Origin of the sequence: Acinetobacter sp. LF10, assembly GCF_048585715.1 — a bacterium.
Taxonomy (GTDB): domain Bacteria; phylum Pseudomonadota; class Gammaproteobacteria; order Pseudomonadales; family Moraxellaceae; genus Acinetobacter.
Genome location: NZ_CP184160.1, coordinates 1,521,000 through 1,547,385, shown reverse-complemented (window position 1 = coordinate 1,547,385; position 26,386 = coordinate 1,521,000). Strand labels below are relative to the sequence as shown.

Genomic DNA, 26,386 nt, shown 5'->3' with positions numbered 1-26,386 from the left:
AGAACTCTAAGAAAATTGAATACCGACTTGTTGCAACTGTTGTTTCAATAAATCATAACAGTCTGCAGATAAAACCGCCTCAACAGGCACAACCCAAATCGGAATATTAAATTCTGGGTATTGTTTCAATAGAACCTTAAACTTTACAGCATCTTTTTCAGTGGTAATAATCGCATTTTGATTATTAAAAGTAAGATCACTGATTTGATAATCATGATGATCGGGGAACTCATGTGCCTGATACTGATTCACTTTTAACTGATTCAACGTTTGATAAAACCGCTGTGGAAAGCCAATACCAACAACCACATTAAAATACTGATTTGGATCAAATACATTTAGATCAGTATTTAAATTTAACAGATATGGCTGACCAATCGCTAAATGCATATTCCTTTGTGATTGGGCAATTTTAGTATGTTCAATAACCGTACTTCTATTCAAGCGTGATTTAGGCTCACGTAGATACCCTTCAGGCAGCAACTTTTCATTCCCTAAACCACGATTTTGATCTAGAACAATCCATTCAATTTGACGTGCTAACGCCCAGTGCTGCAAACCATCATCGCTAATAATTAAATCGAGTTTTTCAGATTTTAATAATAATTCAATTGATGCTTGACGGTTCGGCCCAACCGCCATGGGTACATGAGTAGATTGAACGATTAGGCACGGCTCATCCCCAGCAAGATTTGGTTCAGACAAAGCATTCACCAAAACTGGAAAAGGTCCTTTGCCACCATAGCCACGACTAATTACACCAACACGAACACCTTGTTGCTGTAAATACTTGACCAGTTCAATTAACAGAGGTGTCTTTCCACTACCACCCACTGTAATATTCCCAATGATCATGACTGGAATAGGTGCTGTATAGCTTTTCTTAAAACCAACAGCATACAAGGTCTTATTTAACGAAAAAATTAAACGATACAATAATGATAAAGGACGCAACACGATCAACCACGACGCTTTCTTATTCCAAGCATCTTGTACGTGTTGCGCAAGAGACATTATTAATTGTCCTCAAAATTACGTTGATGCAATTGATAATACACACCATGTTTATCTAGCAACTCAGTATGTGTACCCTGCTCGATAATTTGTCCTTTGTCCATTACCACAATAAGATCTGCATTTTCAACCGTAGATAAACGGTGTGCAATCACAATCGTCGTACGACCTTGCATCGCTTCTTCAAAAGCTTGTTGGATGAAGTATTCAGACTCATTATCAAGTGCACTGGTTGCTTCATCTAAAATTAAGATCGGAGAATCTTTCAAGATCGCTCTGGCAATCGCAATACGTTGACGCTGACCGCCTGAAAGATTTAAACCTTGCGCACCAAGTATTGTGTCGTAACCCTGTGGCAAATTCATAATAAAGTCATGCGCAAAAGCAGCTTTGGCAGCTGCAACTACCTGTTCATCACTTGAATCTTGAAGCTGACCATAAGCAATATTGTCACGCACTGAACGATTGAATAGCACAACCTGTTGATTGACTGTCGCAATTTGTGAGCGGAGATAAGAAAGTTCTATCTCTTGTACAGGAATATCATCAAAATAAATTTGCCCTTCACTTAATTCTTGAAAACGCGGCAGCATATTTACTAATGAGGTTTTCCCTGCACCAGATCGACCAACCAAAGCAATGGTCTGACCTGCTTTAATATCTAGACAAAAGTCCTTAATTGCATGCGTACCATCGGTATAACGCAGATTAGCATGATCAAATTTAATATTGCCTTTCAAAACCGGCTTAAGCTGACCATTATTTTCTTCTTCTGGCATATCTAGTAGTTCAAATACCGAATGTGCTGCAGCCAAACCACGCTGAAGTTTTTCATTAATATCCGTTAAATTCTTCACTGGTTTAGAGATCAGACCTGCCGCAGTAATGTAGGAAACAAACTCTCCTGCTGAGGTGTCACCTAAAACCTCTGGGCGAAGCGCTAACCATAAAATAATTGCCATTGCCATAGACAATAGTAATTGTATAATCGGACTGTTAATATTCTGCACCACAACCATTTTTAGGCCACGACGAAGATTTTCCTCGGAAGATTTGTAAAAACGTTGCTGCTCAAAAACCTCACCCGTAAAACTCTTAACCACCGAGTTTCCATTAATCGTTTCTTGTACCACATGGTTAACATCGCCCATCGTGTTTTGCACTTGAATCGATAATTTGCGCATTTTCTTAGATGCGATTCTGACCAATATCCCAATAAATGGCATAAAAACAACGATACATAGAGTTAATCGCCAGTTGGTATAGAGTAAATAACTCAATAAACCGACAACAATCAAACCATCTTTAACCAAGGTCTGTAAAGATTCAGATGAAGCCGCAGTTAACTGCTCGACGTTATACATCAACTTTGCGCTGATATGACCTGCACTGTTATCAAGATAATATTGCGCTGGCAATCTTAATAGTTTTGCATAAACTTCCTGACGGATGCTAAAGACTAAACTGCGTGAAATAACCGCAGAAAAGTATCCACCTAAGAACAAGCCAAGACCACGGAAAAACATAAGTAAGACAATTAAGGCAGGGAACCAATCTAAATTTGCGCGACTACCATTTTGGATTGCATCAATAATATATTTGAGCAACTTAGCAACGGAGACCTCTGTCGCTGCGTTGATTCCAAAACCAAGTAATATAAATAAGGCAACACCCCAATAAGATTTTAAATAACCTAATAGGCGTACATAAACCTTAAAATCTTGATTCACTCAGTAAAACCTCTAGTTGGAACTTTGGTGCTAATATTCACGTTAACAAAGCCGAGTTGACCCGCCACATCCATTACACGAATCACATCTTCATGTTTTGCTTTTGCATCAGCTGCAATAATAAACATAAAATCACGACGATCCTGTGCAGCCTGTTTAATCGCAGTACTGAGATCGGCACTATCTTTGGTTGATAATGCTTGACCATTCACAGAATAATGTCCCGTGGAGTCTACCATGATTTCAATTTTATGATCGAATTGTTTAGGCGGAACACCTTGGGCATCAGGTAAAGTTAGATTTATACGGCTTTGCTGACTAAAAGTCGTAGAAAGTAATAAAAACACCAAAATAAATAACATACAGTCAATCATTGGTGTCAAATTAATATGAATATCTTCAACTTGAGAGCGTTTAAATTTCATAATGTCACCTATGCTCAGCTTGCACGGCGATGTTCTTGCACATGAGGTGCTTTTTTGTAGAAAAGTGCAGCATGGAATAATGTTGATTGTTGTTCTAACTCAGCAATATACTCATGTACTACACGTTGAAAATAACGATAAGCAATCATTGCTGGAATCGCTATCAGCATACCTACAGCCGTGGTAATTAATGCTTTAGAGATACCAGGCATCATCATACTTGCATTTCCAGCAGAACCGATATCAATCACTAAAAACGATTCAATAATACCCAATACCGTTCCTAACAAACCAAGCAAGGGTGCAATCGCGCTCAATGTACCTAAAAAGTTAATATTTTTTTCTAGATAGCTAATTTCTTGGGAAGCTGTTGCTTCCATTTGTGCGCGCGCAAACTGCTCACCTTGATCTTGATGATCATAACCAGCTTTTAAAATACGACCTAACGGACTTTTTACAACGTCATCTTGCTCTAAATGTGAAATAACATTGTCCACATTTGAGCCTTGAACCAGTAATGCTTGAGGTAAAACTTGTGACCGTCTTAAGCGAATATATCGCTCAATTGTAATAGCAAACGTAAAAATTGATGAGAGAATAAGCGGTAGCATTAACCAACCACCCGCTTTCACAAGTTCCCACATATTATTCCCCAATAATATTTAAAATATAAAAGGACGCACCTTAAATATTAGTTAGGTAAACAAATATTTAAAATTCCATCCAACTCATCCAATGAGTGATAATGAATGACCATTTTTCCTTTACCTTTTTGATTATGGTCAATTTTCACATTTGCTCCAAAACGTTCCGATAGTTTCTGAGTCAATTGTTCAATATCAGGAGAAACCTGCACCTTTTCCTTTTCAGGCTTTGGTTCACTCCACTCACGTACTAACTGTTCAGTCTGACGCACTGACAATGCTTTTTCAATTACGATTTTAGCAACATCCATTTGCTCTTTTGCTTTTAAGGTCAGAATGGCGCGAGCATGCCCCATATCCAATTGACCTTGTTGCATTAAGTCTTTAATTGGATCAGCCAAACTTAATAACCGCAATAAGTTACTCACCGTAGTACGAGCCTTACCTACTGTATCCGCGATTTCTTGATGACTTAAACCGAATTCGTCATGGAAACGCTGTAAAGCCACGGCCTGATCAATTGGATTGAGATCTTGTCGCTGAATGTTTTCAATTAACGCCAATGCGATTGCGACTTGGTCATTTAAGTCACGTACAATTGCCGGAATTTCAGCCAAACCTGCTAATTGGGCAGCACGCCAGCGACGCTCACCCGCAATAATTTCATAAGGGTGTTGTTCATCGTCCACTGGACGAATCACAATCGGTTGCATTACGCCATGCTTCTCAATTGATGAAGCAAGTTCTTGTAAATCTTGTTCCTGAATAAAACGGCGTGGCTGATATTCACCACGTTTCAGTAAATTGACATCAATTTGCTTGAGTTGACCATGATCCAAAGCCTGTGCTTCAAGTTGCAATTTTTCTTTTTGAATTGAACCCAATAGTGCATCTAAACCACGACCTTTAGCCAATCCGCGTTTTTTGATGCTCATACAGCACTTCCTTTTTTCACTTTACTTTTCTTCAACATTTCTGCAGCTAAATTCAAATACGCAACTGCACCTTTTGAGCTTTTTTCAAAATAAATCACTGGTAAGCCATGTGCTGGCGCTTCAGCCAAACGAATATTCCGAGGGATCACCGTTTCGTATAACTTTTTACCAAAATATTGCTCTAACTCAGCAGACACATCACGGGTTAAAGCATTACGAGCATCATACATCGTACGTAACACCCCTACAATTTCCAAGTTTGGATTCAGGGCTTTTTGTATACGATCAATTGTTTGTGTCAAATCTGCCAAACCTTCCAAAGCATAATATTCACACTGCATCGGAATAATTACACCATTGACCGCAGCCAAAGCATTCACAGTAATCAAACTTAGGCTTGGTGCACAATCTACAATAATATAATCAAATGCTGAATCTACTTCTTGTAACGCATGTTTGAGAATAAACTCTCGCCCTTCTTGCTCGGCAATTGCTAGCTCAACGCCAGCAAGTTCACGATTTGCACCTAAAACTTTATAACCAACCTCAGCTTTCTGAATTGCTGTTTCAATTGGCACCTCTCCAAGTAAAACATCCGTAATTGAATACAGAAGATCATTCTTCTGAACACCAGACCCCATAGTGGCATTACCCTGAGAATCCATATCAACCAACAATACGCGTTTCTTCAAAATCGCCAAAGAAGCAGCAAGATTAACGGCTGTTGTGGTTTTTCCCACGCCACCTTTTTGGTTTGCAATCGCAATAATTTGAGCCATGATTACCCTTAATATTTTTTATTGAATTCGTTGAAGTAAAAGTAAATGACGTTGTTCATCTAATCGTGGTACACGCAGCTCTATTACTTTGCATGAATACTGGTCTTTCATCTGTTCCATTTCATCAACTGGAATCAAGCCCTTCATTGCCGCAATAATACTCTGCTCATGCATATAAGGTTGCGCCGCATCTACAAAATCAGTTAATGAAGCAAATGCTCGACTTGTAATGACATCAAACTGACCAAGTTCACCAATCGTGTCTTCATTTTCTACACGTGTTTGAACTGCAACAACATTATTCAATTTTAAATCGGCAATAAATTGCTTAAGAAAACGAATTTTTTTTCCATTTGAATCTAACAATACACACGAACGTTCTGGTTGGCATAATGCAATGATCATACCGGGCATTCCACCACCCGTACCAACATCTAATAAACGTCCTTGTGGCAAATCATTTAAAATACTTAAGCTATCTAATAAATGTTTAACCAGCATTTCTTTCGGGTCACGAATCGCTGTCAGGTTATATGCTTTATTCCATAGCACGAGAGCATCTTGATATTTCAATAAGAGTGTTAGCGCTTCCTCACTTAGGTTTAAACCTAAAGCCTGACTACCTTGCTTTAATTCTTGAAAAAAAGGATGCATAACAGTGCGACATCTCGATAAACTTGCCGTGCAGTATACCGATTTCTGATGCAAGGCACAGTAGGACTTGTTGAACGATTATGCAGTTAAACATTTTCAAACATGATAAACTGCACAATCTATTCAGTTTTTTGTCTTTCCTTAGACAAATTTAAGATAAATAAGACAACAACCTATTACGAAAACTTATTTTGCTTAATTTGTTGATCTAGCTGCTCCAAACGTTCAGGTGTACCAACATCCACCCACATCCCTTGTAATTTTTCAGCTGACACTTGTTGTTGTTGCATCGCTTGCTTTAACAATGGCGCTAGAGGTCTTTTACCATTTTCCAAACCATTAAACATTTGCGGGGATAATACTGCAACACCACTATAAGTTAAGGCTTCACCTATTTGTTCTTGCTCAAAAGTATGGGCCAAATTATTAGACAAGATAAAATCACCTTTCTGGTGCTGAGGTGGATTTTCAACCAACACTAAGTGTGCTTGCTTATCTCCCAAATGGACATTTAACAATGACGAAAAATCCATCGTGGTCCAAACATCACCATTCACCAAAATAAAAGGTTCATCACCCAATAGTGGTAGTGCATTGATAATACCACCTGCGGTTTCAAGTCCTTCACCTTCATGCGACCATAAAATCGTCACACCAAATTGAGAACCATCACCCAAAGCAGTTGCCAGTTTCTCACCCAACCAAGCGGTATTAATGACAATCTCTGTAACACCAATCTTTTGCAATTTTTCAATATGCCAAACAATTAGTGGCTTCCCCCCCACTTCAAGCAAAGGTTTTGGTGTATGTAAGGTTAGAGGACGCATGCGATTCCCTAGCCCTGCAGCAAGAATCATCGCTTTCATTATGCTGCAACCTCATAATCGCCATATTTTGCAGTAAATTTAGGCATGACCACTTCACGAATAAACTGCATAAAGTCATTCAATTCATCGCAAGCTTGACTTTCTTCAAGTAAGTACCACATCACACGTGGTAAATCTTTTAAATAGCCCGATTTGCCATCACGCTCAAACAGACGAACAAAGATACCTAGAATTTTGAGATGGCGTTGAATTGCCATCAAATCTGCATCTCGCTTGAATTGCTCGAAACTACGGTTTTCTTTCGCTACAGCTGGTAATAAGTTATAGAACACCTCAAACCATTCGTAGACACGCTCAGCATTCCACTGTACATAAGCATCACGTGTAATTGAGATCAGATCATAGGTATCTGCACCAATGACGGCATCTTGGAAGTCGATCACTCCTAATGCTTGCTCGTTTTCTATTTTCATCAAGTTACGACTATGAAAATCACGATGCACAATGACTTGCGGCTGATGTGTCGCCTCAACAGCTAAAAAGTCAAAAGCTTGTTCAATCGTTTCTAACTGTTGCTCTGTAAGATGAATATCTAATGAAGGCAACATCCATTCGGTTAGCAAACGCATCTCTGTCATTAATTTTTCATAAGAATATGCAGGCAGTTGTTCAAAACCGTCGATTTGTTGTAATTCAATCAACTGCTCAAAGCTTTGTGCATAGTATTGGTCAACAGTTTCATCTGTTAGTAACGTTGAAAGTACGACATCACCAAAGTCTTCCAACAACAACAAACCGAGTGATAAATCTTTGGCAACAATATGCGGTACACGCACACCATTTTGATCAAAGAACTCATCAATCTCTACAAATGGGACGCAATCTTCTTTTTCAGGTGGCGCATCCATGAGCATATATGTTTTGTTTTGTAACTTAATTCGAGCATAGCGACGAAAGCTCGCATCTCCAGCCAAAAAATTGATCTCAAATTGATCGGTTTGGAGAGTAGCTTGAAGCCAAGTTTGTATCAATTGTTCGCGTTGTGTATTCATTTGCAATAAAATCTAAAACTAGCTGAGATTTTGAAAGCATAAGTGTAGCCACTTATCAACTTTTTCTCTATGATGCGACAATAATTAATTGTGAATTAGCGTACTGGTTAATGAGACAATGAAACATCAGTTTAAATTTAATCCTTTAGCAACAGCTATTTTGACACTCTTGTGTGGCGGCTCGATCCAATCAGGTTTCGCAGCTCCAGCTGATGCTGTCTCTACGCTTGACAATAAACAGCTGAAAGCCACTATCCAAAAAAACCAAGATCAAGACAGTTATCCTGGTGAAAAATTTTTTCAGCAATATTATGTCGACAAATCTGCACCAGAAGCACAATTACGAGACAATCGTTATTTAAGCTCTTCTTTTTGTCAGGGAACATGGGTCACACCAATTAATCCCGAAACAAAGGCAAGCAATTCCAATACAGCGACTTCTGTGATTACAGCTGATTATGGGCATTACAACCCAACTGGCGATTCTGTTTTACAAGGCAATGTCGTGATTGATCAAGAAGGTCGCACAATTCGTGCAGATCAAGTTACGATTGATTCAACCCAGACGCACGCCTCTGCTCAAGGTCGAGTACAGCTTGCTCAATCAGGTCTACTCACTCAAAGTGACGCAATAAATTATAATTTAAAAACTCAAACAGGTGATTTGAACAATAGTTTTTATATTTCTGAACAGCAACATGCCCACGGACATGCAAGCCAGATTAAACGACAGAATGAAAATCTAGTTGTTTTAAAAGATGCAAGTTATACCGCTTGCCCTCCTGAACAAAAACCAGCTTGGAAAATCCAAGCTAAACAAATTGAACTTGACCAAGCAACTGGTCGCGGCGTGACTCGCGGAACAAAACTGTATGTAAAAGACGTGCCTGTTTTAGCTGTGCCATATTTCAATTTTCCAATTGATGACCGTCGTACCACTGGTTTATTAAGTCCAAATTTTGGTTATAGTAACGAAGGTGGCGTCCAACTGACGGCACCCGTATACCTTAACCTTGCACCAAATTATGATCTTACACTCACACCAAGTTATATGAGCAAACGCGGCGCAAAATTAGATGCCGAATTCCGTTATATGACTGAAAATTTTGGTTCTGGACGTATTTGGGGTGGATATTTACCAAACGACAACCATTACGAAGATAAAGATCGAAGTGATTTGCATTTTCTTCATGATTGGAAAATCAATAACCAATGGTCAACCAACTTAGAGTACAACTACGCCTCTGATAAAGATTACTTCGCAGACTTCAACAACAACCCAAACACGCGAACAGATCTTAACTTACGTCGCGCATGGGAACTTAATTATCGCAATGGTATTCCTGGACTTAAAGCTCAATTAAAGGTTGAAGACTTTCAAACGCTAGATCAAAGTATCAAAGATGCAGATAAGCCTTATGCACGACTTCCACAGTTTTTATTAAATTATGTAGGCGGGAATCCTCAAGGCTTTCAATATGAGTTTAATAATGACACTGCTTATTTTAAGAAATCAATCACTGATGGCTCTGCCTTAGAGTCAAGTGGTACACGTATTTATAACCAATTTGCCGTTCGCTATAACTATCTGACCCCATCTTGGTTTTATGCTATTCCAGAAATATCTGTTAGAAGCATTAATACTTTTTATGATCAAGACTCTAAAGAAGGTCGCGGTCTTTCTATATCGGATGATTTAGAAAAATCTGTTACCGTACCTCAATTTAGTTTTGCAACAGGCATTACTTTCGAAAAAGAAGGTAAATATTTGCAGAGTATTTCCCCTCGTGCGTTTTATGCCTATTCTCCTTATAAAAAACAAGATGATCATCCTAACTTTGATTCCACCACTGCATCAATTAATTACGATCAACTTTTCAACCCTTATCGATTCTATGGACACGACCGCTTAGATGACAATAACTTCTTATCACTGGGTGTAACTTATAGCCTATTAGATACAGAGGGTTTAGAACGTATTAAAGCAAGTATTGGGCAAAGCTATTATTTTAGTGACCGACGTGTAACATTAAATCAACAACCAGATGAGTTCGATACACAGCGCCGTACGGGTCCAATTGTAAGTGTTTCAAGTCAACTCAATCAAAACTTTACCATCGCTGCAAATTCTGCATGGATGTCAAATGGCGACAATGCTCAACGTGACTTCCAAGCCTACTATGCTGGAGAAAAAGGCAACTTATATAATATAGGTTATTTCTATCGTAGCAATATTCCAGATCGTCAAAGTTCATACGACCAAGCTGTTGCATCGTTTATACAACCAATAAAAGATAATTGGCGTATTATGGGTCACGCTCAATATGACTTAGATAATAGTTTAATGCGAGAATACTTACTTGGTGTGAATTATGAATCCTGCTGTTGGGCAATTTCAGTTTATGGCAGATCTTACTACAATGATTTAGATGATCCAAACTCACCAGATGTTCATAGAAAACGTGCTGTTATGGCTGAGGTAACACTTAAAGGTTTAGGTGCACTCAACAATAAGCTTGCCTCTCTTCTTGAAAATAGAGTTTTAGGTTTCAACAAAATTAATCAATCTTGGACACAACGTTAATGAAGATAAAATCTTTCCAACATATCTTTAAAGCGACTGTTCTCGCTACACTTATTTCTTCATCAATGCAAAGCTTTGCGCAACCTACGGATGAGGTTGTTGCAATAGTTGATAGTAGTGTTATCCTTAAAAGTGATTTAGAACAAGGGATTGCAGAAACAGAACATCAGTTAAAAGCACAAAATAAAACTGTGCCACCCCAACAGTATTTACAAGTGCAAGTGCTTGATCAGCTTATTATCCGTCAGGCCCAATTAGAACAGGTTAAACGTTTTGGTATCAAAGCTGATGAAAAAAGTTTAAATGCTGCGGTCTTAAAAATTGCAAATCAATCAGGTGCTAATACACTAGAAGCATTCCAACAAAAATTGGATGCCATTGCACCAGATACTTATGAAAATTTACGAAATAGGATTGCTGAAGATTTAGCAATTGGTCGTTTACGCCAACAACAAGTCATGTCTCGTATTAAAATCAGTGATCATGATGTTGAAAACTTTTTAAATTCACCAGAAGGCCAAGCTGCACTTGGCACACAAGTTCATGTGATTCACATGCGTATTTCTGGTGAGAATAGCGAAGAAGTTAAAAAAGTTGCACAAGAAGTCAAACAAGCACTTGCAACTAGTGATGATCCTAAAGCGATTAGCGCCAAGCTTGCAACCAGTGCAATCAAGGTTGATGGTGCTGATATGGGATTCAGAGCACTATCAGACATTCCTACTGAACTTGCAGCACGCATAACACCATTACAAACTGGTCAGACCACAGAACTGATCAATGTCCGCGATGGGGTTCATGTTTTAAAACTTTTAGAACGCAAACAAAATGATCAAAAAGCACTTGTATCACAATATAAAACTCGACATATTTTGATTCAACCATCTGAAGTTGTCAGCTTAGATCGTGCAAAACAAATGATTGATAGTCTTTATAATCGTGCGAAGGCAGGCGAAGATTTTGCAACCCTCGCTGCAACCTATTCAAATGATACTGGTTCTGCACGCGATGGTGGCAGTCTAGGATGGGTAAGTCCAGGTGTTATGGTGCCTGAGTTTGAACAAGTCATGAAAGAAACACCAGTTGGGCAAATCAGTAAGCCTTTCCAAAGTCAGTTTGGTTGGCACATTTTACAAGTGACTGATACTCGCCAACAAGATATGACCAAAGAAGTTCAAGAGCGCATGGCTCGTCAAATTTTAGGTGAGCGTTTGTTTGATACTGAAGTAGACAGTTGGATGCGTGAACTTCGGGCTAATGCTTATGTTGAAATTAAAGATGCAAATCTAGACACGAAAGCACCGAAATAATCCAAGTTAAAACTGCCCGCTATCGTAAGCAGTTTTACTTTAAATATATTCAAAATAAAAATAGCGACAATTGCCGCTATTTTTTAGATTACAAATTAATTATTTGTAACGATCAACCATTTTCTCTAAAGAAATTGGGCGGATCTTATCTGCATTACCTGATGTACCAAATGAATTATAACGATCTACACAGATTTGCTTCATTGCTTCAACTGTTTCACCAAAGAATTTACGTGGATCAAATTCACTTGGTTTTTCAGCCATCATACGACGCATCGCACCAGTAGATGCCAAACGCAAATCGGTATCAATATTAATCTTACGCACACCATGTTTGATTGCTTCTACAAGCTGCTCAACAGGCACACCATAAGTTTCTTTAATATCACCACCATATTGGTTAATCACTGCCAACCATTCTTGTGGTACAGAGCTTGAACCATGCATTACTAGATGCGTATTTGGTAACGCAGCATGAATTTCTTTAATACGGTCAATTGCCAAGATATCGCCTGTAGGTGGACGAGTAAACTTGTACGCACCATGTGAAGTACCTACAGCAATCGCCAAAGCATCTACATTCGTATCAGCAACGAATTGAGTCGCTTCTTCAACGGAAGTAAGCAGTTGAGAATGATCGAGTACGCCTTCTGCACCGACACCATCTTCTTCACCAGCCATACCAGTTTCAAGGCTACCTAAGCAACCAATCTCACCTTCAACTGAAACACCACACGCATGCGCCATTGCGACAACACGACGAGTAACATCAACATTATAGTCATATGATGTTGGAGTCTTACCATCAGCACCCAATGAACCATCCATCATCACTGAGCTAAAGCCCAATTGAATAGAACGTTGACAAACATCAGGACTCGTCCCGTGATCTTGGTGCATTACCACAGGAATATGTGGCCATTCTTCAATAGCTGCCAAAATCAGATGACGTAAGAAAGGTGCACCTGCGTATTTACGTGCACCTGCCGAAGCTTGCACAATAACAGGTGAATTCGTTGCATCAGCAGCGAGCATAATTGCACGCATTTGTTCTAAATTGTTTACGTTAAACGCTGGTACGCCGTAGTTATGTTCTGCAGCGTGATCCAAGAGCTGGCGCATTGAGATGAGTGCCATAATATCCTCCCAGGTAATGCGCCATATTCTACATGTTGATTTACTTCAATTCAGCAACTAATCACTGGATTTCCGCAAAAATCATGAATCTTTTGTGTAATTTAGCAAATGAAAGCCTTTAAAAATAAAAAAAGACTAAATTAAGAAAAATTTAGTCTTTTTTAAATGTTATCTAAATATCAGAAAATCTTGTTTAGTCTTAACAATATCCATCTAAACGCGTTAAAGGTAACTTTTTACCAATCGCTTTTTCAATTTCTGGCAAATAGAAAGCATCATCTTCAGATAAGAAACTAATACTAACACCTTGAGCACCAGCACGACCTGTACGACCAATTCGATGTACATAATCATCAGACTGCTCTGGCAAAGTAAAATTCACCACATGTGACACGCCGTCAACGTGAATACCACGACCAGCAACGTCTGTTGCGATCATAATATTATGCTTACCTTGTTTGAACTGGTCGAGCATCTTCAATCGTTTATCTTGAGCGATTTCACCAGATAACATACCAACTTTATAACCATCACGCTTTAAATGATCATATAAACGACGCACCTGATCTCGACGATTTGCGAAAATCATAACTTTATCAATTGGTTCATCACGCAAAATTTCTTGCAATAATTTGTACTTATCTTGTTTCGCAACCACATAAACACGCTGCTCCACATCATTATTGGTTTTTTGCTCAGGCTCAATCTCAACCGTTACAGGTTCAAATAGCCACTGACGAGCAAGATTAAGTACATCATAGCTAAAAGTTGCAGAAAACATTAAAGTTTGACGTTGTTCTTTGAAGGGTGAGTAACGCACAATCCGTTTTACCGATGGAATAAAACCCATATCTAATAAACGATCGGCTTCATCAATCACAAGGAATTCAATCTTATCCAACCAAACTTCTTTTTGCTCGACAAAATCAATTAAACGACCAGGCGTTGCAACGATAATATCAACAAAATTACTATCCAACATTTTCTTTTGCTTATCAAAATCCACACCACCAAGTAGAGTGACAAGATGTAAGTTTGAAAATTTTGTTAAAGCTTGAGCGTCACTCTCTATCTGTAGTGCTAACTCACGTGTAGGAGCCAGAATCAGCGCACGTGGTTCGCCACGAAAACGTTGTTCTTGTAGCGGATTATTTAATAGATCATTGATCACACTAATCAAAAAGGCTGCTGTTTTACCTGTACCAGTTTGCGCTCGACCAATGGCATCATGCCCTGCTAATGTATATTTCAAAACCTTTTGTTGAATTGGGGTCATTTGTGTAAAACCCAAAGCATCAATTGCTTTCTTCAACTGCGGATGTAAATTTAAGGTTTCAAAACCAGATGTCATATATGCTCTCGAACCATCAATGATCAAAAGAAAGTGGCCATTATAAACAAAAACGCCCCAAATAACATTGGGGCGTTTTTATATTGCGTTAAAGCAACAAATTAGTCTAAAGGCTGAACGTTTTCAGCTTGGAAACCTTTTTGTCCTTGAACTACGCTGAATTCAACGCGTTGGCCGTCACGTAAAGAACGGTGACCGTCACCCATAATTGCGCGGAAATGAACGAATACGTCATCACCGCCATTACGTTGAATAAAACCAAAGCCTTTAGTGTCATTAAACCACTTTACTACGCCTTGTTCACGAGCTGTCATAAGTCAATCCTCAGATATTGAAAGATAAGGACCTTCCGGTGTTGCAAACAGCAGAGCCAACAAGGTTTTAAAATATTTATAATTTCAAAGCTTGTAATCATTCTGTAAAACTATCAACAATTTCCGGTTACATCCATTTGTTATAGGTTTTTTAACGATTTTATCGTATAGCATACATCCTAAAACGCATCGAGCTTAACATGGGTTTATGATAATTAATAGGTTTATTTTCAGTTATTTCAAATAACTTCATCCGTTTTTTTCAATAATTTAGCGGTTTTTTAATGATTTTTTTTACTATAAAAATAAGAGAATCTACATCTAAAAATTGAGCAGAAATTTTAATAAAAACCAGCCAAAATATGCACAAAAAAAACAAACAATGTTAGCAATGACCTTTCCCAAGAATACCATCTAAAACCATTTCAACAACAAGCTGAATAATAATGATTATCGGTTATAACGCTCTACCCAAAATACTCTTGAACAACCAGAATTAACAAACACTTAGATTACTCGCATTTAACTCACCAATCCCCTAAAGTAAACCACCTCTAAGAACACTCAAGCTAAAATAATTCATAATAGTCAGCCTTCCTTCTACAGAATTTGTTAAAATAATTCTGAATTTAGCTGCTTAAATCACTATGACTCAGATACCGAATTCTCCTGAAATTATTAATGCGTTAGGACAACCTTGTCCTATGCCACTGCTCATGCTAAAGCGTGCTTTAAAGAAAGCTGAAGGTTCGAAACAATATTTATTAAAATCCTCAGATCCTCATAGTGAAATTGATGTAACACGATATTGCCAAATTCAGCAACTTCAATGCCAGACACAAAAAATTTCAGAGAATGAGTTTCACTATTTAATTGAATCTATGTAATTCTTTGATAAACTCTAGCTAAAGATAAACTAGATAACTTTACATTTTTATACTCAAATTTCCTTAGTGATGAAGAACATTCGCATTAAGATGAAATTGTTGACTTAAATACCATCCTATAAGGAGACTCCATGACTACTGACAGCAGCAATCAATTGATGCCCCTGTCATTGTCTGCGCCAGGTGTAAATCTTGGTGCATATATCAGTACTGTCAATCAAATTCCAATTCTAACGGCCGAGCAAGAAAAAGAACTTGCTGAGCGTTATTATTATGACCAAGATCTTGATGCTGCCAAACTATTGGTAATGTCACACCTACGTTTTGTCGTACATATTGCACGTAGCTATGCAGGTTACGGATTGCCACAAGGCGATCTTATTCAAGAAGGTAACCTTGGATTAATGAAAGCGGTCAAACGCTTCGATCCAAATATGGGTGTTCGCTTAGTTTCTTTTGCAGTGCACTGGATTAAAGCCGAAATACATGAATATGTGATTCGTAACTGGCGTATTGTCAAAATCGCAACGACCAAAGCACAACGTAAATTATTCTTTAACTTACGTAGTCTTAAAAAATCAAGCAAACGACTCACGTTGGAAGAAGCGAAATCAATTGCCAATGATTTGAATGTCACACCAGAGCAAGTGCTCGAAATGGAAGGTCGCCTAACCGCTTATGATGCTGCTTTTGAAGCTCAAGGTGATGATGATGACGATACTCCACATACAGCTCCTGCACTTTATCTTGAAGATAATCGCTATGACCCAGCTCGGTTGATTGAAGAAGAAGATTATGAAGAACAAAGTAGTTCTGCCTTACACGAGGCAATGGAACAGCTTGATGATCGATCTCGTAATATCTTGCAACGCCGCTGGTTAGATGATGATAAATCGACTTTGCATGAATTGGCCGCAGAATATAACGTTTCAGCAGAACGTATTCGACAGCTTGAAAAAAATGCAATGGAAAAAATCAAAACAGCCATGTCTGCAAGCTAAAATCGAATCAAACACAAGGGCTTTAATGCCCTTTTGTTTTATCTGGCTTTGTTTAAGCACCCGAATATGTTAACTTTGTTCATCAAATTTCCAGTTCCATTATCATTATGTGGATAGCTATCTCGGCGCTTAACCTTGCGCTTGCAGTTATGTTGGGTGCTTTCGGTGCTCATGGACTCAAATCTTTTGCAACCCTAGAACAACTCGCTTGGTGGGGTACAGCCACCCAATACTTTTTCTATCATGCGCTTGGCTTACTAATTTTAGGTGTTCTGCATAAAACCACACCTACTTTCCCAATAAAAATTCCTTTTATTTTGATGCAAATTGGTATCATATTTTTCTGCGGTTCGTTATACATTATGGCGCTCGGCCTACCGCGCATTTTAGGTGCGATTACACCGATTGGCGGTGCGTTTATGATAGCGGGCTGGCTGTTACTCGCATGGCAAGCAATCAAGCATGCGAAATAAGGATTGATCATGCACATCTATTTAAATGGCGAGTCACTCGACACGCCTTGTGAAAACCTACAGCAATTGATTCAAAGCTTGGCGCTTGAAGGCAAACGCTTCGCTGTAGAAAAGAACCAACAGATTATTCCGAAAAGTAGACTTGAGCAAACGACAATTGCTCCTGAAGATCGTATTGAAATCATTCAAGCTGTTGGTGGCGGCTAATCGGCTAAAAATGGAGTAAGCCCATGCAAGATTCCCCTTTAATTATTGGTTCACGTACTTTCCAATCTCGTTTATTGGTCGGAACTGGTAAATATAAAGATCTCAATGAAACTGATTTAGCTATTCAAGCCAGTGGTGCTGAAATTGTGACCGTTGCAATTCGTCGAGTAAACATCGGCCAACATGCTGATCAACCGAATTTGCTTTCAGTGATTCCACCTGAGAAATACACGATTCTGCCAAATACCGCAGGTTGTTTTGATGCCGATAGCGCGATTCGCACCTGTATGCTGGCACGTGAACTGCTTGATGGTCACAATCTGGTAAAATTAGAAGTGCTCGGTGATGAAAAAACATTATATCCAAATGTGACCGCAACGCTTAAAGCAGCTCAAACCTTGATTGATGATGGTTTTGAGATCATGGTCTATACCTCGGATGATCCGATTGTCGCTCAAGAACTTGAAAGCATGGGTTGTGTAGCAATCATGCCTTTGGGTAGTTTGATTGGTTCTGGCCTTGGCATTTTGAATCCACATACCATTTCAATCATCAAAGAAAATGCCAAAGTTCCTGTGTTAGTGGATGCAGGTGTTGGTACTGCCAGTGATGCGGCAATTGCAATGGAACTCGGTTGTGACGGCGTATTAATGAATACAGCAATTGCTGCTGCTCAAAATCCAATTTTGATGGCTTCTGCCATGAAAAAAGCGGTTGAAGCAGGTCGTGAAGCATTCTTAGCAGGTCGTATGCCTCGTAAACGTATGGCGAATGCAAGTTCACCAGAAACTGGATATTTCTTTAAGTAAGAGAAAGAAGGGACTAATAAGTCCCTACTCTATATTTGTATTAATCACTATTTGCTTAATGCAATAATGATATGGATAAGACCAAATTCTTTAAAAACTACTCATTTGTACAATAATTTTTGAGATAAAATGATTTATTGTTCCTTGAATTATCAATAAGTTAACAATCTAAATTTTAAACAGCAGCTAGAAGAATACTGCCTTTTCACTTATAGTTTTTAGTAAAACCATAAAGATAAGATCTTTTTTTACACAAAAAGATTCTGTATATTTGAATAAAATACTTTTAAAAACATTATTTTAATTTTTATGGTATTTTTAAAGTAATTCGTTCATCAAAAAAATTTAAAAAAATACAGTGCTTAGGTATAGAATACGGCGCTTGTTTAACCTTAAACCACATATAGGTTTATAAGGCTTTTATATGTTTAATGTATTGTCTCGCTTGAGCTTAGTCAGCAAAATTATTATTGCTATTTTTTTAGGGATTGGCGTAGCTTTGCTTTTTCCTAACTTTACACCTTATTTGAGTTTATTAGGTGAATTGTTTATTAAAGCATTAAAGTCGGTTGCCCCGATTCTTGTTTTTGTTTTAGTGCTTGCTTCGATTGCAAATTTCAAAGTTGGGCAAAACTCAAACTTAAAACCTGTTATGATTTTGTATGTGGTTGGAATGCTACTCGCAGCATTTAGTGCTGTTGTAGCAAGTATTGCTTTTCCAAGTCAGCTATTTCTTAATTTATCAACTCAACCAGCTCTTCAAGCGCCTGGTAGTTTGGCAGAAATTTTAAAGAACTTATTATTAAGCTTTATTGCCAATCCTGTACAAGCGATTAGTGAAGCCAACTTTATTGGTATTTTGGCTTGGGCAATCGGCTTAGGTTTAGCATTACGTCATAGTTCTGAGACTACCAAACAAGTGCTTACTGATGTGGCTGATGCTGTAAATCAAATTATTCACACCGTGATTGGTTTTGCCCCTGTGGGAATTTTTGGCTTAGTCGCAGTCACATTTGCAGATGCAGGTTTAGCAACTTTATCTAGCTATGCACATTTGTTAATTGTACTGATAGGAACAATGCTTTTTGTTGCATTAGTGATTAATCCAATCTTAGTCGCATTAACGATGCGAGCAAACCCTTACCCATTAGTGTTTAAATGTTTAAAAGAAAGTGGAATTACGGCATTTTTCACACGTAGTTCTGCTGCCAATATTCCTGTGAATCTGGATTTAGCACAACGCTTAGGTGTAAATGAAGCAACTGCAAGTGTATCTATTCCGCTTGGAGCAACAGTCAACATGGCGGGTGCAGCGGTTACAATTACCGTATTAACGCTTGCTACTGTTCATACATTAGGTATTCATGTTGATCTAAGCACAATGATTATTCTTTCAGTCGTTGCAACCGTTTCAGCATGCGGTGCATCAGGTGTTGCAGGTGGTTCATTACTGCTCATCCCTGTTGCTTGTAGTTTATTTGGTATATCATCTGAAATTGCGATGCAAGTAGTTGCGATTGGTATGATTATCAGTGTATTACAGGATTCGACTGAAACTGCGCTGAACTCGTCAACTGACGTTTTATTTACTGCTGCTGTAGATTTCCGAAACCGAAAAAACTAGTAGATTGTTATGCCCTTACAGCGTTTACCAAACTGGATTCAACTTGGTGCTTTTTTACTCGCACTAAATGCTGGTATGGTTAACGTATTAGGGCTATTTACTGTTCTACATCAATCAGTTTCACACATGACCGGCAACGTCAGCATGCTGGCAATGAGTTTGCTAGAATGGCAACCAGAGCATTTTATTTATCTCAGTTTAGTAGTTTTATGCTTCGTGATTGGATCGTTTTACAGCGGTCTCATTCTTGGAGATAGCAATGTCTCTTTTGGCCATCATTACGGTTTCCCACTTAGTTTAGTTGCTGCATTTCTATTTTTAACTTGGCTTTTGTTACCTTACTTCCCGCGCTATGGTTTGTTGTGGGCATGTGTCGCCATGGGCGTACAAAATGCGATGGTCAGTCACTATAAAGGTGCAATTATCCGTACAACACATTTATCAGGTGTTTTAACGGATATTGGTTTAACCTTAGGTTATAAAGTTCGTGGTCTAAAAATTGAAAATAGGCGTATTTTTTTACACTTGCTCATCTTTCTAGGATTTTTTATAGGTGGGCTTATTGCGAGTTTGCTTTATCCTTATTTAAAATTACAAACTTTCCTAATACCAGCAAGTTTAAGTCTGACTATGAGTATAGCTTACTGGGTAATTTACTTTCGCTCTTCATCAAACTCGAATTCGGATTGAATTATGGTTAAAAATGCATTACAAGCTCAGTTACTCAAAGCGGGTTTGGTCGACAATAAAAAAGCCAAAAAATTAACCAAACAGGTGCAACATGAACAACGCACTGGACAACATGATGATACCTCATTAAAAGCTGAAATCGATCGAGTGAATCAAGAGAAATTAGCCAAAGACCAAGCACTGAATTTAGAAAAACAAAAGGTTTTAGAAGAAAAGGCGCTTAAAGCTTCAATTATTCAAATGATCAAGCAACATAAAATTTTGCAAACAGAGGGCGATGTTACCTATCAATTCATTGATGAGGGGAAAATTAAAAAGGTTTATCTTTCACAACAAGTTTATAATGCGTTAGTGACGGGTTCTTTAGTTATTGCTAAAGATCAAGATAAATATGCTTATCTCCCCAAAGCTCTTGCAGAAAAAATTGATCAAAAAATGCAAGGATTTATTCTGGTTAACAATAATACTGAGAAAAATGATCAAGCAACTGATGAAGAAGATCCATACGCAGCTTATGTCATTCCAGATGATTTAATGTGGTAAATCACACCTCATTAATGTAATACAACCTTACAGATCGTATTCAAAATGTGATCAACTTATCATAAGTACTTTTAACGCCTTACAATTAATAAAGTGAAAATTGTAAGGTGTTTTGATTTGAATTATTTAAGTTTTATTAGCGAAATTAGAAGTGAATTAAGCCAATACCCTTGGTTAGAAATGCTCATTTCATTCGCAATTTTGATTTTTCTAGCGGTTTTAGCAAATTTTGTTGCCAAAAGAATTATTGTCCGTGGTATCCGCCATATCATTACTAAGCTTAAGTCACCCCACCAATCAATTTTTGCCCAACACAGCGTTACACGTCGATTTGCAAATATCGTTCCTGCGATAGTCATCATGAATGGAATCAGTGCAGTTCCCCATCTTCCATTAAAAGTAATTACATTAATACAAATGGGAACACAGGCATTTATTTTTCTCACGCTCGCTTTATCAATTAGTGAAGCACTGAATATTTTTAACTTAGTTTATCAACGCAATCCAAAATCGAGAAATAAACCAATCAAAGGTTATTTACAGCTGATCAAACTGATTTTATTCGTTGTCTGTGGTCTTAGAACCTATCCAGAATATTTTCTATGCAAAAGTAGCCTTAAAAAGGCTAAATTAATGAACTGCAGGCTCGTATTTAGGTGCTTTTCACAGTTTTTCCAAAGCCTTCTACATTTTTCTAACCAAGCAAATGATCTTTCCACAACCCAGCGTTGTGGTATGACTGCAAATTTATGTAATTCACTTCGTTTAGCAACTTCAACTCGCGCTCTGATTAAATCATTAACAGCCAAAGAAAAGGGTTCGCCTGTATAACCACCATCAACAAGTACAACCTCTACATTTTGTAAGGTGTCTCTATGTAAAGTTATGGCATCTAATGCACCTTGACGATCTGTTTTATCTGCTGTCGTAATAAATATTCCATGAGGCAGACCTTGAGTATCAACAATGATATGTCTTTTAATCCCTGAAACTCTTTTACCAGCGTCATAGCCTTTATTACGTGCGGTATCTGTGTTTTTTACACTTTGTGAATCAATGATGATAAAGCTCGTTTGTTCTTTCCGTCCATTGTTGATACGGGCCTCGCCAACCACATTTTTTTAAAGCCTGCTCAAGTATGCTAGGTTCAGTTTCTGATGGTTTTCTATTCCAAATCGAGAAGTAATAATGCACAGTGCTTTTAGGTGGAAAGTCTCGAGGAAGCATACTCCATTGACATCCACTTTTTAGAATATAGAGCAAGGCGCAAAACACTTCATAGACATCAACGACTCTTGGACGTGTTTGTTTTCTTCCGCTCAATAGTAACGGTTCAATTTCTTTAAAGGCTTCTCGACTAATGTCGCTGGGATATGGTTTTCTCATGGGGGAGAATTTAACAAATTATTTTTCCAATTGCCAAAAAAGAATGAAATTAATATTGGATAGGTTCTTATGATTTTAGGTACTTTTCTTAAAAAAGATGTTTTTACTTTACTCGCAGGCTTCGGTGCAATGGCAGCAGTTCTCATGCTAGTCTTCCAAAATACGATCTTGTCTTTAGTCGCAAGTGTACAAATTGCCTCTTATGATATGGTTCGTATAGGAGACTGGATTGAGATGCCCTCTTTAAATGCGGATGGCGACGTGATTGATATGTCTCTGCATACAGTGACTGTACAAAATTTCGATAAAACACTGACCACCATCCCGACCAACAAACTTGTCACCGATACATTTAGAAATTGGCGTGGTATGAGTAATTCTGGCTGCCGTCGTATTAAACGTTCGATATTTCTTGATCAAAGTAGTGTTCACTTTATGACTGATAGTGAACAGCGAAAATTAAAAGATTTTTTACTTTTAGACCATTATCTTGATGCAAAGCAAGATGAAATTAATAAGTTTAATGATCATCTAAGTAATCAGTCAGAATACAACCAACGACGTTTAACCAATGTAGGAACATTCCGTGCTTATGTAGAGTTTTATTTACGCCAGCATCAAGGTATTGCACAAAATCAAACTATTTTAGTTCGTCAACTACAACCCACTAGTGAAGGTCTACCTTTAGAAATTTATGCATTTACAAATACGACAGCATGGGCATCTTACGAAGCGATTCAATCTGATATCTTCGATCATTTTATTGCAATTATCCCTGAATTTGGTTTGAGAATTTATCAAGCACCATCAGGATATGATTTTAAAACCTATTTGTCTGTTAAAGATTTTCAAATCTAATGCGAACTAAGCTTTAAGGCTTTACATTTTTTAATACTAAAGCCTTAAAGTATTTAAATAGAAAAACCTTTAAACCTAATTCCCAAAATTTTCTATGAAATCCTAAAATGTGTAGATAATACAGTTTTATTCTTATCAGTTGAGTGTCTAAAAAATTTTTGCAATAAACTAAGATAAGGAATCAGAAAGTACACATGCGCTTTATCTATGGTTGAATAAGCCACACCTAATTTATGAGCGATTGCAGCTATAGGCTCGTGGAAGTTTGAAAAGTAGATAATCAATTGCTTGCTGTTTAAATTCAGGACTAAAACGTTTAGCCATTTCTTTGATCCCCAAAGATTGGAGTAACATTATCTTTAGAGGGACATGCTGTCCATTATTTTGGCTAGGATCAAATTGCTGAAGAATTTCCACAAAAATTCTTCAGCTAAATTTTTTTTATCTATTCCAATTCAACAGATTTATATTGAATTCTGATGCAAGTAGATAAGATGCCGTCATCAAAGCGAATGAAACAGCAATCAGAAGCGCATCCGTTGACGAAGTTCCAATCAATAAAAATACCAAACCAGTAATAAACAGCATACAAACTATTAAATTCCCTATGATCTTAAACATTTCTTATCCAAATTGTGAATTTCATCACAATTATCTATTTTTTTAATAACTATTACCAACACCAACCATCGCTTGATTATGACCGTTCATCAAACAATGTAAATTCTCAAATAGGACTTAGATTGTTTAAAATAGTAAAAAAGCCCATTGGCATGGGCTTTTTAAATAGTGACTTTAATTATTCATGTATGTATCAATGAATGCTTAACTCATCGTCTTTAGCAATTACGACTGAGGTAAGAATTGGAATACCTAAAATCACAGGAACCACAATAATCCACAAATCTGTGGTTAATTTGCTTGAGAAGAAGAACTGAATAACGACAGCAACCAAGATAAGTACTGAAAGGAGGACAGCCATAAAGCGAATCGCAAATTTAAGAAGCATTTCTAATCCTATGTGATTGTAATGGTTAATTTGAGTATACGCCTTGTATCACGTTGCATGCATTGAATTTTCACTATAAAAGCTGTATTTCAAATGAATTTTTGGTGGTGTTCTAAAAAGTATGCTCATAAGAAAAGGAGGCAAGGAGGAACAATTCAGCTATATTTAAATGTGTGAAAATCGAAATAGAACTTCATTGTCCTCGATGCCAGAGTACAAGTATAAAGAAGAATGGCATTAAATACGATGGTAAGCAAAACTATCGTTGTAAAGAATGTAATAGGCAGTTTGTGGGTGACCATAATTTGACGTATTTAGGCTGTCATTCAAAAGCGGTCAAATTGATTTTGCTTATGCTTGTGCGATGTTGTGGCATTCGGGATATTGCAAAGATTACGAGGTTTAGTATTGGCAAGATACTTAAAACGCTTACACAATCAAATCATGAAATAATTCCTCAAAGAACTCATTATAAATGCTTGGAAGTTGATGAATTTTGGACATTTGTAGGCAACAAGAAAGATAAGCATTGGCTACAGTACGTCTATGATAGAAGTAGCGGAGAAATAGTGGCTTTTGTATGGGGAGGAAGAGATGCTCATACAGCACAAAGGCTAAAAAACCGTTTAGAAGAACTGGGCATTACTTATGATTGTATATCGAGTGATCATTGGGAAAGTTTCATCAAAATTTTTAAGCCGGACCAAGAAGGGAAATATTATACAGTCGGGATAGAAGGAAACAACTGCCGATTAAGACACCGCATAAGGCGAGCAGTAAGAAGAACATGCTGTTTTTCGAAGAAGGTATTGAATCATGTAAAAGCTTTTAATCTTGGATTCTTTTACATTAACCACAGTTTTGTATAGTGATGTTAAAATGATCAGCATACATTTTGAAACACCACCGAATTTTTAAATAATTGTCTAGCGTCTTACTCTTCGCCTATGAGACAAATAGAACTTTAAGTGAGTACACTCCTCTCCATTACCAACCCGTAGCCTGCTCACTGATCGATTCGATTTCCCATCTTTTGTATCAAAACCAGCTCATCCAACATACATCTAAGATGTCTATCAGTTTTATATCCTAAATATTTGTAGCGAAAAAACAGAAATTTTCTATCCTACTGATTGTTATTTTAATATAAAAATTAGATATCATTCTCAGTTTCTATAAAAAATTAGATAATATCCCTAAGTTTTAAATATTATTAAACACCTTTCACATTAATTTAATATAGTTAACTTATTATAACTTTTTAAATAGAAAGATTGATAAAATAAACATATTGGGATCAATCACCAATCAAAGGAAATAAATATTAATAAAATCTGTTGAATTTTAATTTAAAAAAAACCATTATGTATCAAGATTGTTAAGTAATGTAATAATGAGTTAAAAGATGCCTCATTCAGCAATAAAATTCAAAAATGAAAAAGATTACTCATTTTTCTCCCAAACTGAGAATATCGGAAATCAATATGAATTTATAGAACTTCATTTAGGAAAAATGAGCCATAAATCTACACTTTGGATGGATGCTGCGGTCATTACAACATTTTCTTTTGGTTTCTTTAACAGCTTAAATAATGAGCTTAAAAATAAAATAATTGATTCATTAATGCTCATCAAAGCGAATCAAGTGGAACCAATTCTCTTCCAAAGTTCAAAAATAATTGATGATAAAGGATTCTCACTTCATCACACCTTGATGTATGAGTTAAACAATTTAAACGCTATAAAATTTTTATTTAATAAAGACTGGAATATTCATGAATTTAATAGTGCATGCCAAATAATCATGAGAGAATTAACAGCATTTGAAATGAATCTAAGTAATCAAATTTCAAATCTACTAAACAATAATTTAATTTGTAATTTACTTATTTGTTCAGTGGATGTTAACTTCGATACCATTTATACCATTCGTTAATATCAATCACTTGGATTGCTAATGATCTATTGAAATAATTCGTTAGCAATTTCATTTACCGTATTATTTTTTAAGAAAAATTAATAACAAATATTATTTGAGATAAACTATTTTCGAAATTAAATTGGAAATTTAATTATCCTTTTGCGAACCAAGCCACATTCGCTCTTTTCATCTATAAAGCTAATTTTCTGATATGCTACTGAA

General features: G+C 37.2%; 26 protein-coding genes and 3 pseudogenes. 14 read left to right on the top strand and 15 right to left on the bottom strand.

The annotated features are described in order from the left end of the window. Nucleotides 1-6 precede the first annotated feature (6 nt). The 9 genes from lpxK to ACN19N_RS07400 form a co-directional block, all read right to left on the bottom strand. The gene (gene lpxK, locus ACN19N_RS07440; protein WP_293735096.1) at nt 7-1,014 is read right to left on the bottom strand and encodes a tetraacyldisaccharide 4'-kinase; all 1,008 of its coding nucleotides are present in this window, start codon (nt 1,012-1,014) and stop codon (nt 7-9) included. Between the two features lie 2 nt (nt 1,015-1,016). Then, complete coding sequence (gene msbA, locus ACN19N_RS07435) at nt 1,017-2,744, bottom strand: lipid A export permease/ATP-binding protein MsbA (RefSeq protein WP_420002307.1); 1,728 nt, start codon at nt 2,742-2,744, stop codon at nt 1,017-1,019. Continuing rightward, nucleotides 2,741-3,169, bottom strand: coding sequence for an ExbD/TolR family protein (locus tag ACN19N_RS07430; RefSeq protein ID WP_005159883.1), 429 nt, complete (start codon nt 3,167-3,169; stop codon nt 2,741-2,743). Before ACN19N_RS07430 ends, msbA begins: the two co-directional genes overlap by 4 nt. Nucleotides 3,170-3,183: 14 nt before the next feature. Further along, on the bottom strand, nt 3,184-3,813 hold the full coding sequence (locus tag ACN19N_RS07425) for a MotA/TolQ/ExbB proton channel family protein (RefSeq protein WP_420002306.1): 630 nt from the start codon (nt 3,811-3,813) through the stop codon (nt 3,184-3,186). 47 nt (nt 3,814-3,860) lie between these two features. After that, nucleotides 3,861-4,748, bottom strand: a complete 888-nt coding sequence (locus ACN19N_RS07420) for a ParB/RepB/Spo0J family partition protein (RefSeq protein WP_050039991.1) — start codon at nt 4,746-4,748, stop codon at nt 3,861-3,863. Continuing rightward, nucleotides 4,745-5,527 carry a ParA family protein gene (locus ACN19N_RS07415; protein ID WP_420002305.1) on the bottom strand — a complete coding sequence of 261 codons (783 nt, stop codon included), beginning with the start codon at nt 5,525-5,527 and terminating at the stop codon, nt 4,745-4,747. Before ACN19N_RS07415 ends, ACN19N_RS07420 begins: the two co-directional genes overlap by 4 nt. An 18-nt stretch (nt 5,528-5,545) precedes the next feature. Next, nucleotides 5,546-6,181, bottom strand: a complete 636-nt coding sequence (rsmG, locus tag ACN19N_RS07410) for a 16S rRNA (guanine(527)-N(7))-methyltransferase RsmG (RefSeq protein WP_269228105.1) — start codon at nt 6,179-6,181, stop codon at nt 5,546-5,548. Nucleotides 6,182-6,357: 176 nt separating this feature from the next. Further along, entirely contained in the window at nt 6,358-7,047 is a 690-nt protein-coding gene (gene murU / locus ACN19N_RS07405; RefSeq protein WP_420002304.1) for an N-acetylmuramate alpha-1-phosphate uridylyltransferase MurU, read from the bottom strand. Further along, on the bottom strand, nt 7,047-8,060 hold the full coding sequence (locus tag ACN19N_RS07400; RefSeq protein WP_420002303.1) for an aminoglycoside phosphotransferase family protein: 1,014 nt from the start codon (nt 8,058-8,060) through the stop codon (nt 7,047-7,049). Before ACN19N_RS07400 ends, murU begins: the two co-directional genes overlap by 1 nt. A gap of 118 nt (nt 8,061-8,178) precedes the next feature. Between ACN19N_RS07400 and ACN19N_RS07395 the strand changes: the two genes are divergently transcribed. Continuing rightward, on the top strand, nt 8,179-10,644 hold the full coding sequence (locus ACN19N_RS07395) for an LPS-assembly protein LptD (RefSeq protein WP_293735100.1): 2,466 nt from the start codon (nt 8,179-8,181) through the stop codon (nt 10,642-10,644). Next, nucleotides 10,644-11,954 carry a peptidylprolyl isomerase gene (locus ACN19N_RS07390; RefSeq protein ID WP_420002302.1) on the top strand — a complete coding sequence of 437 codons (1,311 nt, stop codon included), beginning with the start codon at nt 10,644-10,646 and terminating at the stop codon, nt 11,952-11,954. The genes ACN19N_RS07395 and ACN19N_RS07390 overlap by 1 nt, the downstream gene beginning before the upstream one ends. Nucleotides 11,955-12,053: 99 nt before the next feature. On the opposite strand, the gene fba is transcribed toward ACN19N_RS07390, so the two are convergent. The 3 genes from fba to ACN19N_RS07375 form a co-directional block, all read right to left on the bottom strand. Next, nucleotides 12,054-13,091, bottom strand: a complete 1,038-nt coding sequence (gene fba, locus ACN19N_RS07385) for a class II fructose-bisphosphate aldolase (RefSeq protein ID WP_004662410.1) — start codon at nt 13,089-13,091, stop codon at nt 12,054-12,056. 199 nt (nt 13,092-13,290) lie between these two features. Next, nucleotides 13,291-14,442, bottom strand: a complete 1,152-nt coding sequence (rhlB, locus tag ACN19N_RS07380) for an ATP-dependent RNA helicase RhlB (protein ID WP_004662412.1) — start codon at nt 14,440-14,442, stop codon at nt 13,291-13,293. 101 nt (nt 14,443-14,543) lie between these two features. Next, a complete protein-coding gene (locus ACN19N_RS07375; protein ID WP_004653893.1) occupies nt 14,544-14,756 on the bottom strand; it encodes a cold-shock protein in 213 nt (70 codons plus the stop codon). A gap of 647 nt (nt 14,757-15,403) precedes the next feature. Here ACN19N_RS07375 and ACN19N_RS07370 point away from each other — a divergent pair. The 9 genes and pseudogenes from ACN19N_RS07370 to ACN19N_RS07330 form a co-directional block, all read left to right on the top strand. Then, complete coding sequence (locus ACN19N_RS07370; RefSeq protein WP_269228110.1) at nt 15,404-15,643, top strand: sulfurtransferase TusA family protein; 240 nt, start codon at nt 15,404-15,406, stop codon at nt 15,641-15,643. 131 nt (nt 15,644-15,774) lie between these two features. Next, complete coding sequence (gene rpoH, locus ACN19N_RS07365) at nt 15,775-16,644, top strand: RNA polymerase sigma factor RpoH (RefSeq protein WP_004662417.1); 870 nt, start codon at nt 15,775-15,777, stop codon at nt 16,642-16,644. Nucleotides 16,645-16,751: 107 nt separating this feature from the next. Further along, complete coding sequence (locus tag ACN19N_RS07360; protein WP_420002301.1) at nt 16,752-17,117, top strand: DUF423 domain-containing protein; 366 nt, start codon at nt 16,752-16,754, stop codon at nt 17,115-17,117. 9 nt (nt 17,118-17,126) lie between these two features. Beyond that, nucleotides 17,127-17,324, top strand: a complete 198-nt coding sequence (gene thiS, locus ACN19N_RS07355; protein ID WP_420002300.1) for a sulfur carrier protein ThiS — start codon at nt 17,127-17,129, stop codon at nt 17,322-17,324. A gap of 23 nt (nt 17,325-17,347) precedes the next feature. Further along, nucleotides 17,348-18,133, top strand: a complete 786-nt coding sequence (locus ACN19N_RS07350) for a thiazole synthase (protein ID WP_004639328.1) — start codon at nt 17,348-17,350, stop codon at nt 18,131-18,133. Between the two features lie 424 nt (nt 18,134-18,557). Next, nucleotides 18,558-19,757 carry a serine/threonine transporter SstT gene (gene sstT, locus ACN19N_RS07345; RefSeq protein ID WP_269239535.1) on the top strand — a complete coding sequence of 400 codons (1,200 nt, stop codon included), beginning with the start codon at nt 18,558-18,560 and terminating at the stop codon, nt 19,755-19,757. A gap of 9 nt (nt 19,758-19,766) precedes the next feature. Beyond that, entirely contained in the window at nt 19,767-20,447 is a 681-nt protein-coding gene (locus ACN19N_RS07340; RefSeq protein WP_004662424.1) for a YoaK family protein, read from the top strand. A gap of 3 nt (nt 20,448-20,450) precedes the next feature. Beyond that, nucleotides 20,451-20,990, top strand: a complete 540-nt coding sequence (locus tag ACN19N_RS07335; RefSeq protein ID WP_269228114.1) for a DUF2058 domain-containing protein — start codon at nt 20,451-20,453, stop codon at nt 20,988-20,990. Between the two features lie 117 nt (nt 20,991-21,107). Continuing rightward, nucleotides 21,108-21,569: pseudogene (locus ACN19N_RS07330) on the top strand (mechanosensitive ion channel family protein); the annotation flags it as partial. 5 nt (nt 21,570-21,574) lie between these two features. On the opposite strand, the gene ACN19N_RS07325 reads toward ACN19N_RS07330, so the two are convergent. After that, nucleotides 21,575-22,376, bottom strand: a protein-coding gene (locus tag ACN19N_RS07325; RefSeq protein ID WP_269228195.1) for an IS5 family transposase whose coding sequence is annotated in 2 segments (ribosomal slippage) — nt 21,575-22,111 and nt 22,113-22,376 — 801 coding nt in all. Because the reading frame shifts where the segments join, the coding sequence is not laid out codon by codon here. Between the two features lie 66 nt (nt 22,377-22,442). Here ACN19N_RS07325 and ACN19N_RS07320 point away from each other — a divergent pair. Beyond that, nucleotides 22,443-23,234 (top strand): annotated as a pseudogene (locus ACN19N_RS07320) (mechanosensitive ion channel family protein); the annotation flags it as partial. Nucleotides 23,235-23,434: 200 nt separating this feature from the next. Here ACN19N_RS07320 and ACN19N_RS07315 read toward each other — a convergent pair. Next, nucleotides 23,435-23,558, bottom strand: a pseudogene (locus tag ACN19N_RS07315) (IS3 family transposase); the annotation flags it as partial. Nucleotides 23,559-24,048: 490 nt separating this feature from the next. After that, nucleotides 24,049-24,243 (bottom strand): hypothetical protein, encoded by a 195-nt coding sequence (locus ACN19N_RS07310; protein ID WP_269239533.1) that lies wholly within the window; start codon nt 24,241-24,243, stop codon nt 24,049-24,051. 173 nt (nt 24,244-24,416) lie between these two features. Here ACN19N_RS07310 and ACN19N_RS07305 point away from each other — a divergent pair, with 173 nt between their 5' ends. After that, a complete protein-coding gene (locus tag ACN19N_RS07305; RefSeq protein WP_269228301.1) occupies nt 24,417-25,112 on the top strand; it encodes an IS1 family transposase in 696 nt (231 codons plus the stop codon). Between the two features lie 536 nt (nt 25,113-25,648). Next, nucleotides 25,649-26,179: a hypothetical protein gene (locus ACN19N_RS07300; protein ID WP_269228116.1), complete on the top strand. Its 531-nt coding sequence runs from the start codon at nt 25,649-25,651 to the stop codon at nt 26,177-26,179. Nucleotides 26,180-26,386 lie beyond the last annotated feature (207 nt).

Excerpts from the sequence above, each read along its gene's own strand:
- lpxK (WP_293735096.1), bottom strand. The coding sequence starts at position 1,014 with ATGTCTCTTGCGCAACACGTACAAGATGCTTGGAATAAGAAAGCGTCG.
- ACN19N_RS07430 (WP_005159883.1), bottom strand. The coding sequence starts at position 3,169 with ATGAAATTTAAACGCTCTCAAGTTGAAGATATTCATATTAATTTGACA.
- ACN19N_RS07425 (WP_420002306.1), bottom strand. The coding sequence starts at position 3,813 with ATGTGGGAACTTGTGAAAGCGGGTGGTTGGTTAATGCTACCGCTTATT.
- ACN19N_RS07420 (WP_050039991.1), bottom strand. The coding sequence starts at position 4,748 with ATGAGCATCAAAAAACGCGGATTGGCTAAAGGTCGTGGTTTAGATGCA.
- ACN19N_RS07415 (WP_420002305.1), bottom strand. The coding sequence starts at position 5,527 with ATGGCTCAAATTATTGCGATTGCAAACCAAAAAGGTGGCGTGGGAAAA.
- rsmG (WP_269228105.1), bottom strand. The coding sequence starts at position 6,181 with ATGCATCCTTTTTTTCAAGAATTAAAGCAAGGTAGTCAGGCTTTAGGT.
- murU (WP_420002304.1), bottom strand. The coding sequence starts at position 7,047 with ATGAAAGCGATGATTCTTGCTGCAGGGCTAGGGAATCGCATGCGTCCT.
- ACN19N_RS07400 (WP_420002303.1), bottom strand. The coding sequence starts at position 8,060 with ATGAATACACAACGCGAACAATTGATACAAACTTGGCTTCAAGCTACT.
- ACN19N_RS07395 (WP_293735100.1), top strand. The coding sequence starts at position 8,179 with ATGAAACATCAGTTTAAATTTAATCCTTTAGCAACAGCTATTTTGACA.
- ACN19N_RS07390 (WP_420002302.1), top strand. The coding sequence starts at position 10,644 with ATGAAGATAAAATCTTTCCAACATATCTTTAAAGCGACTGTTCTCGCT.
- fba (WP_004662410.1), bottom strand. The coding sequence starts at position 13,091 with ATGGCACTCATCTCAATGCGCCAGCTCTTGGATCACGCTGCAGAACAT.
- rhlB (WP_004662412.1), bottom strand. The coding sequence starts at position 14,442 with ATGACATCTGGTTTTGAAACCTTAAATTTACATCCGCAGTTGAAGAAA.
- ACN19N_RS07375 (WP_004653893.1), bottom strand. The coding sequence starts at position 14,756 with ATGACAGCTCGTGAACAAGGCGTAGTAAAGTGGTTTAATGACACTAAA.
- ACN19N_RS07370 (WP_269228110.1), top strand. The coding sequence starts at position 15,404 with ATGACTCAGATACCGAATTCTCCTGAAATTATTAATGCGTTAGGACAA.
- rpoH (WP_004662417.1), top strand. The coding sequence starts at position 15,775 with ATGACTACTGACAGCAGCAATCAATTGATGCCCCTGTCATTGTCTGCG.
- ACN19N_RS07360 (WP_420002301.1), top strand. The coding sequence starts at position 16,752 with ATGTGGATAGCTATCTCGGCGCTTAACCTTGCGCTTGCAGTTATGTTG.
- thiS (WP_420002300.1), top strand. The coding sequence starts at position 17,127 with ATGCACATCTATTTAAATGGCGAGTCACTCGACACGCCTTGTGAAAAC.
- ACN19N_RS07350 (WP_004639328.1), top strand. The coding sequence starts at position 17,348 with ATGCAAGATTCCCCTTTAATTATTGGTTCACGTACTTTCCAATCTCGT.
- sstT (WP_269239535.1), top strand. The coding sequence starts at position 18,558 with ATGTTTAATGTATTGTCTCGCTTGAGCTTAGTCAGCAAAATTATTATT.
- ACN19N_RS07340 (WP_004662424.1), top strand. The coding sequence starts at position 19,767 with ATGCCCTTACAGCGTTTACCAAACTGGATTCAACTTGGTGCTTTTTTA.
- ACN19N_RS07335 (WP_269228114.1), top strand. The coding sequence starts at position 20,451 with ATGGTTAAAAATGCATTACAAGCTCAGTTACTCAAAGCGGGTTTGGTC.
- ACN19N_RS07310 (WP_269239533.1), bottom strand. The coding sequence starts at position 24,243 with ATGCTTCTTAAATTTGCGATTCGCTTTATGGCTGTCCTCCTTTCAGTA.
- ACN19N_RS07300 (WP_269228116.1), top strand. The coding sequence starts at position 25,649 with ATGCCTCATTCAGCAATAAAATTCAAAAATGAAAAAGATTACTCATTT.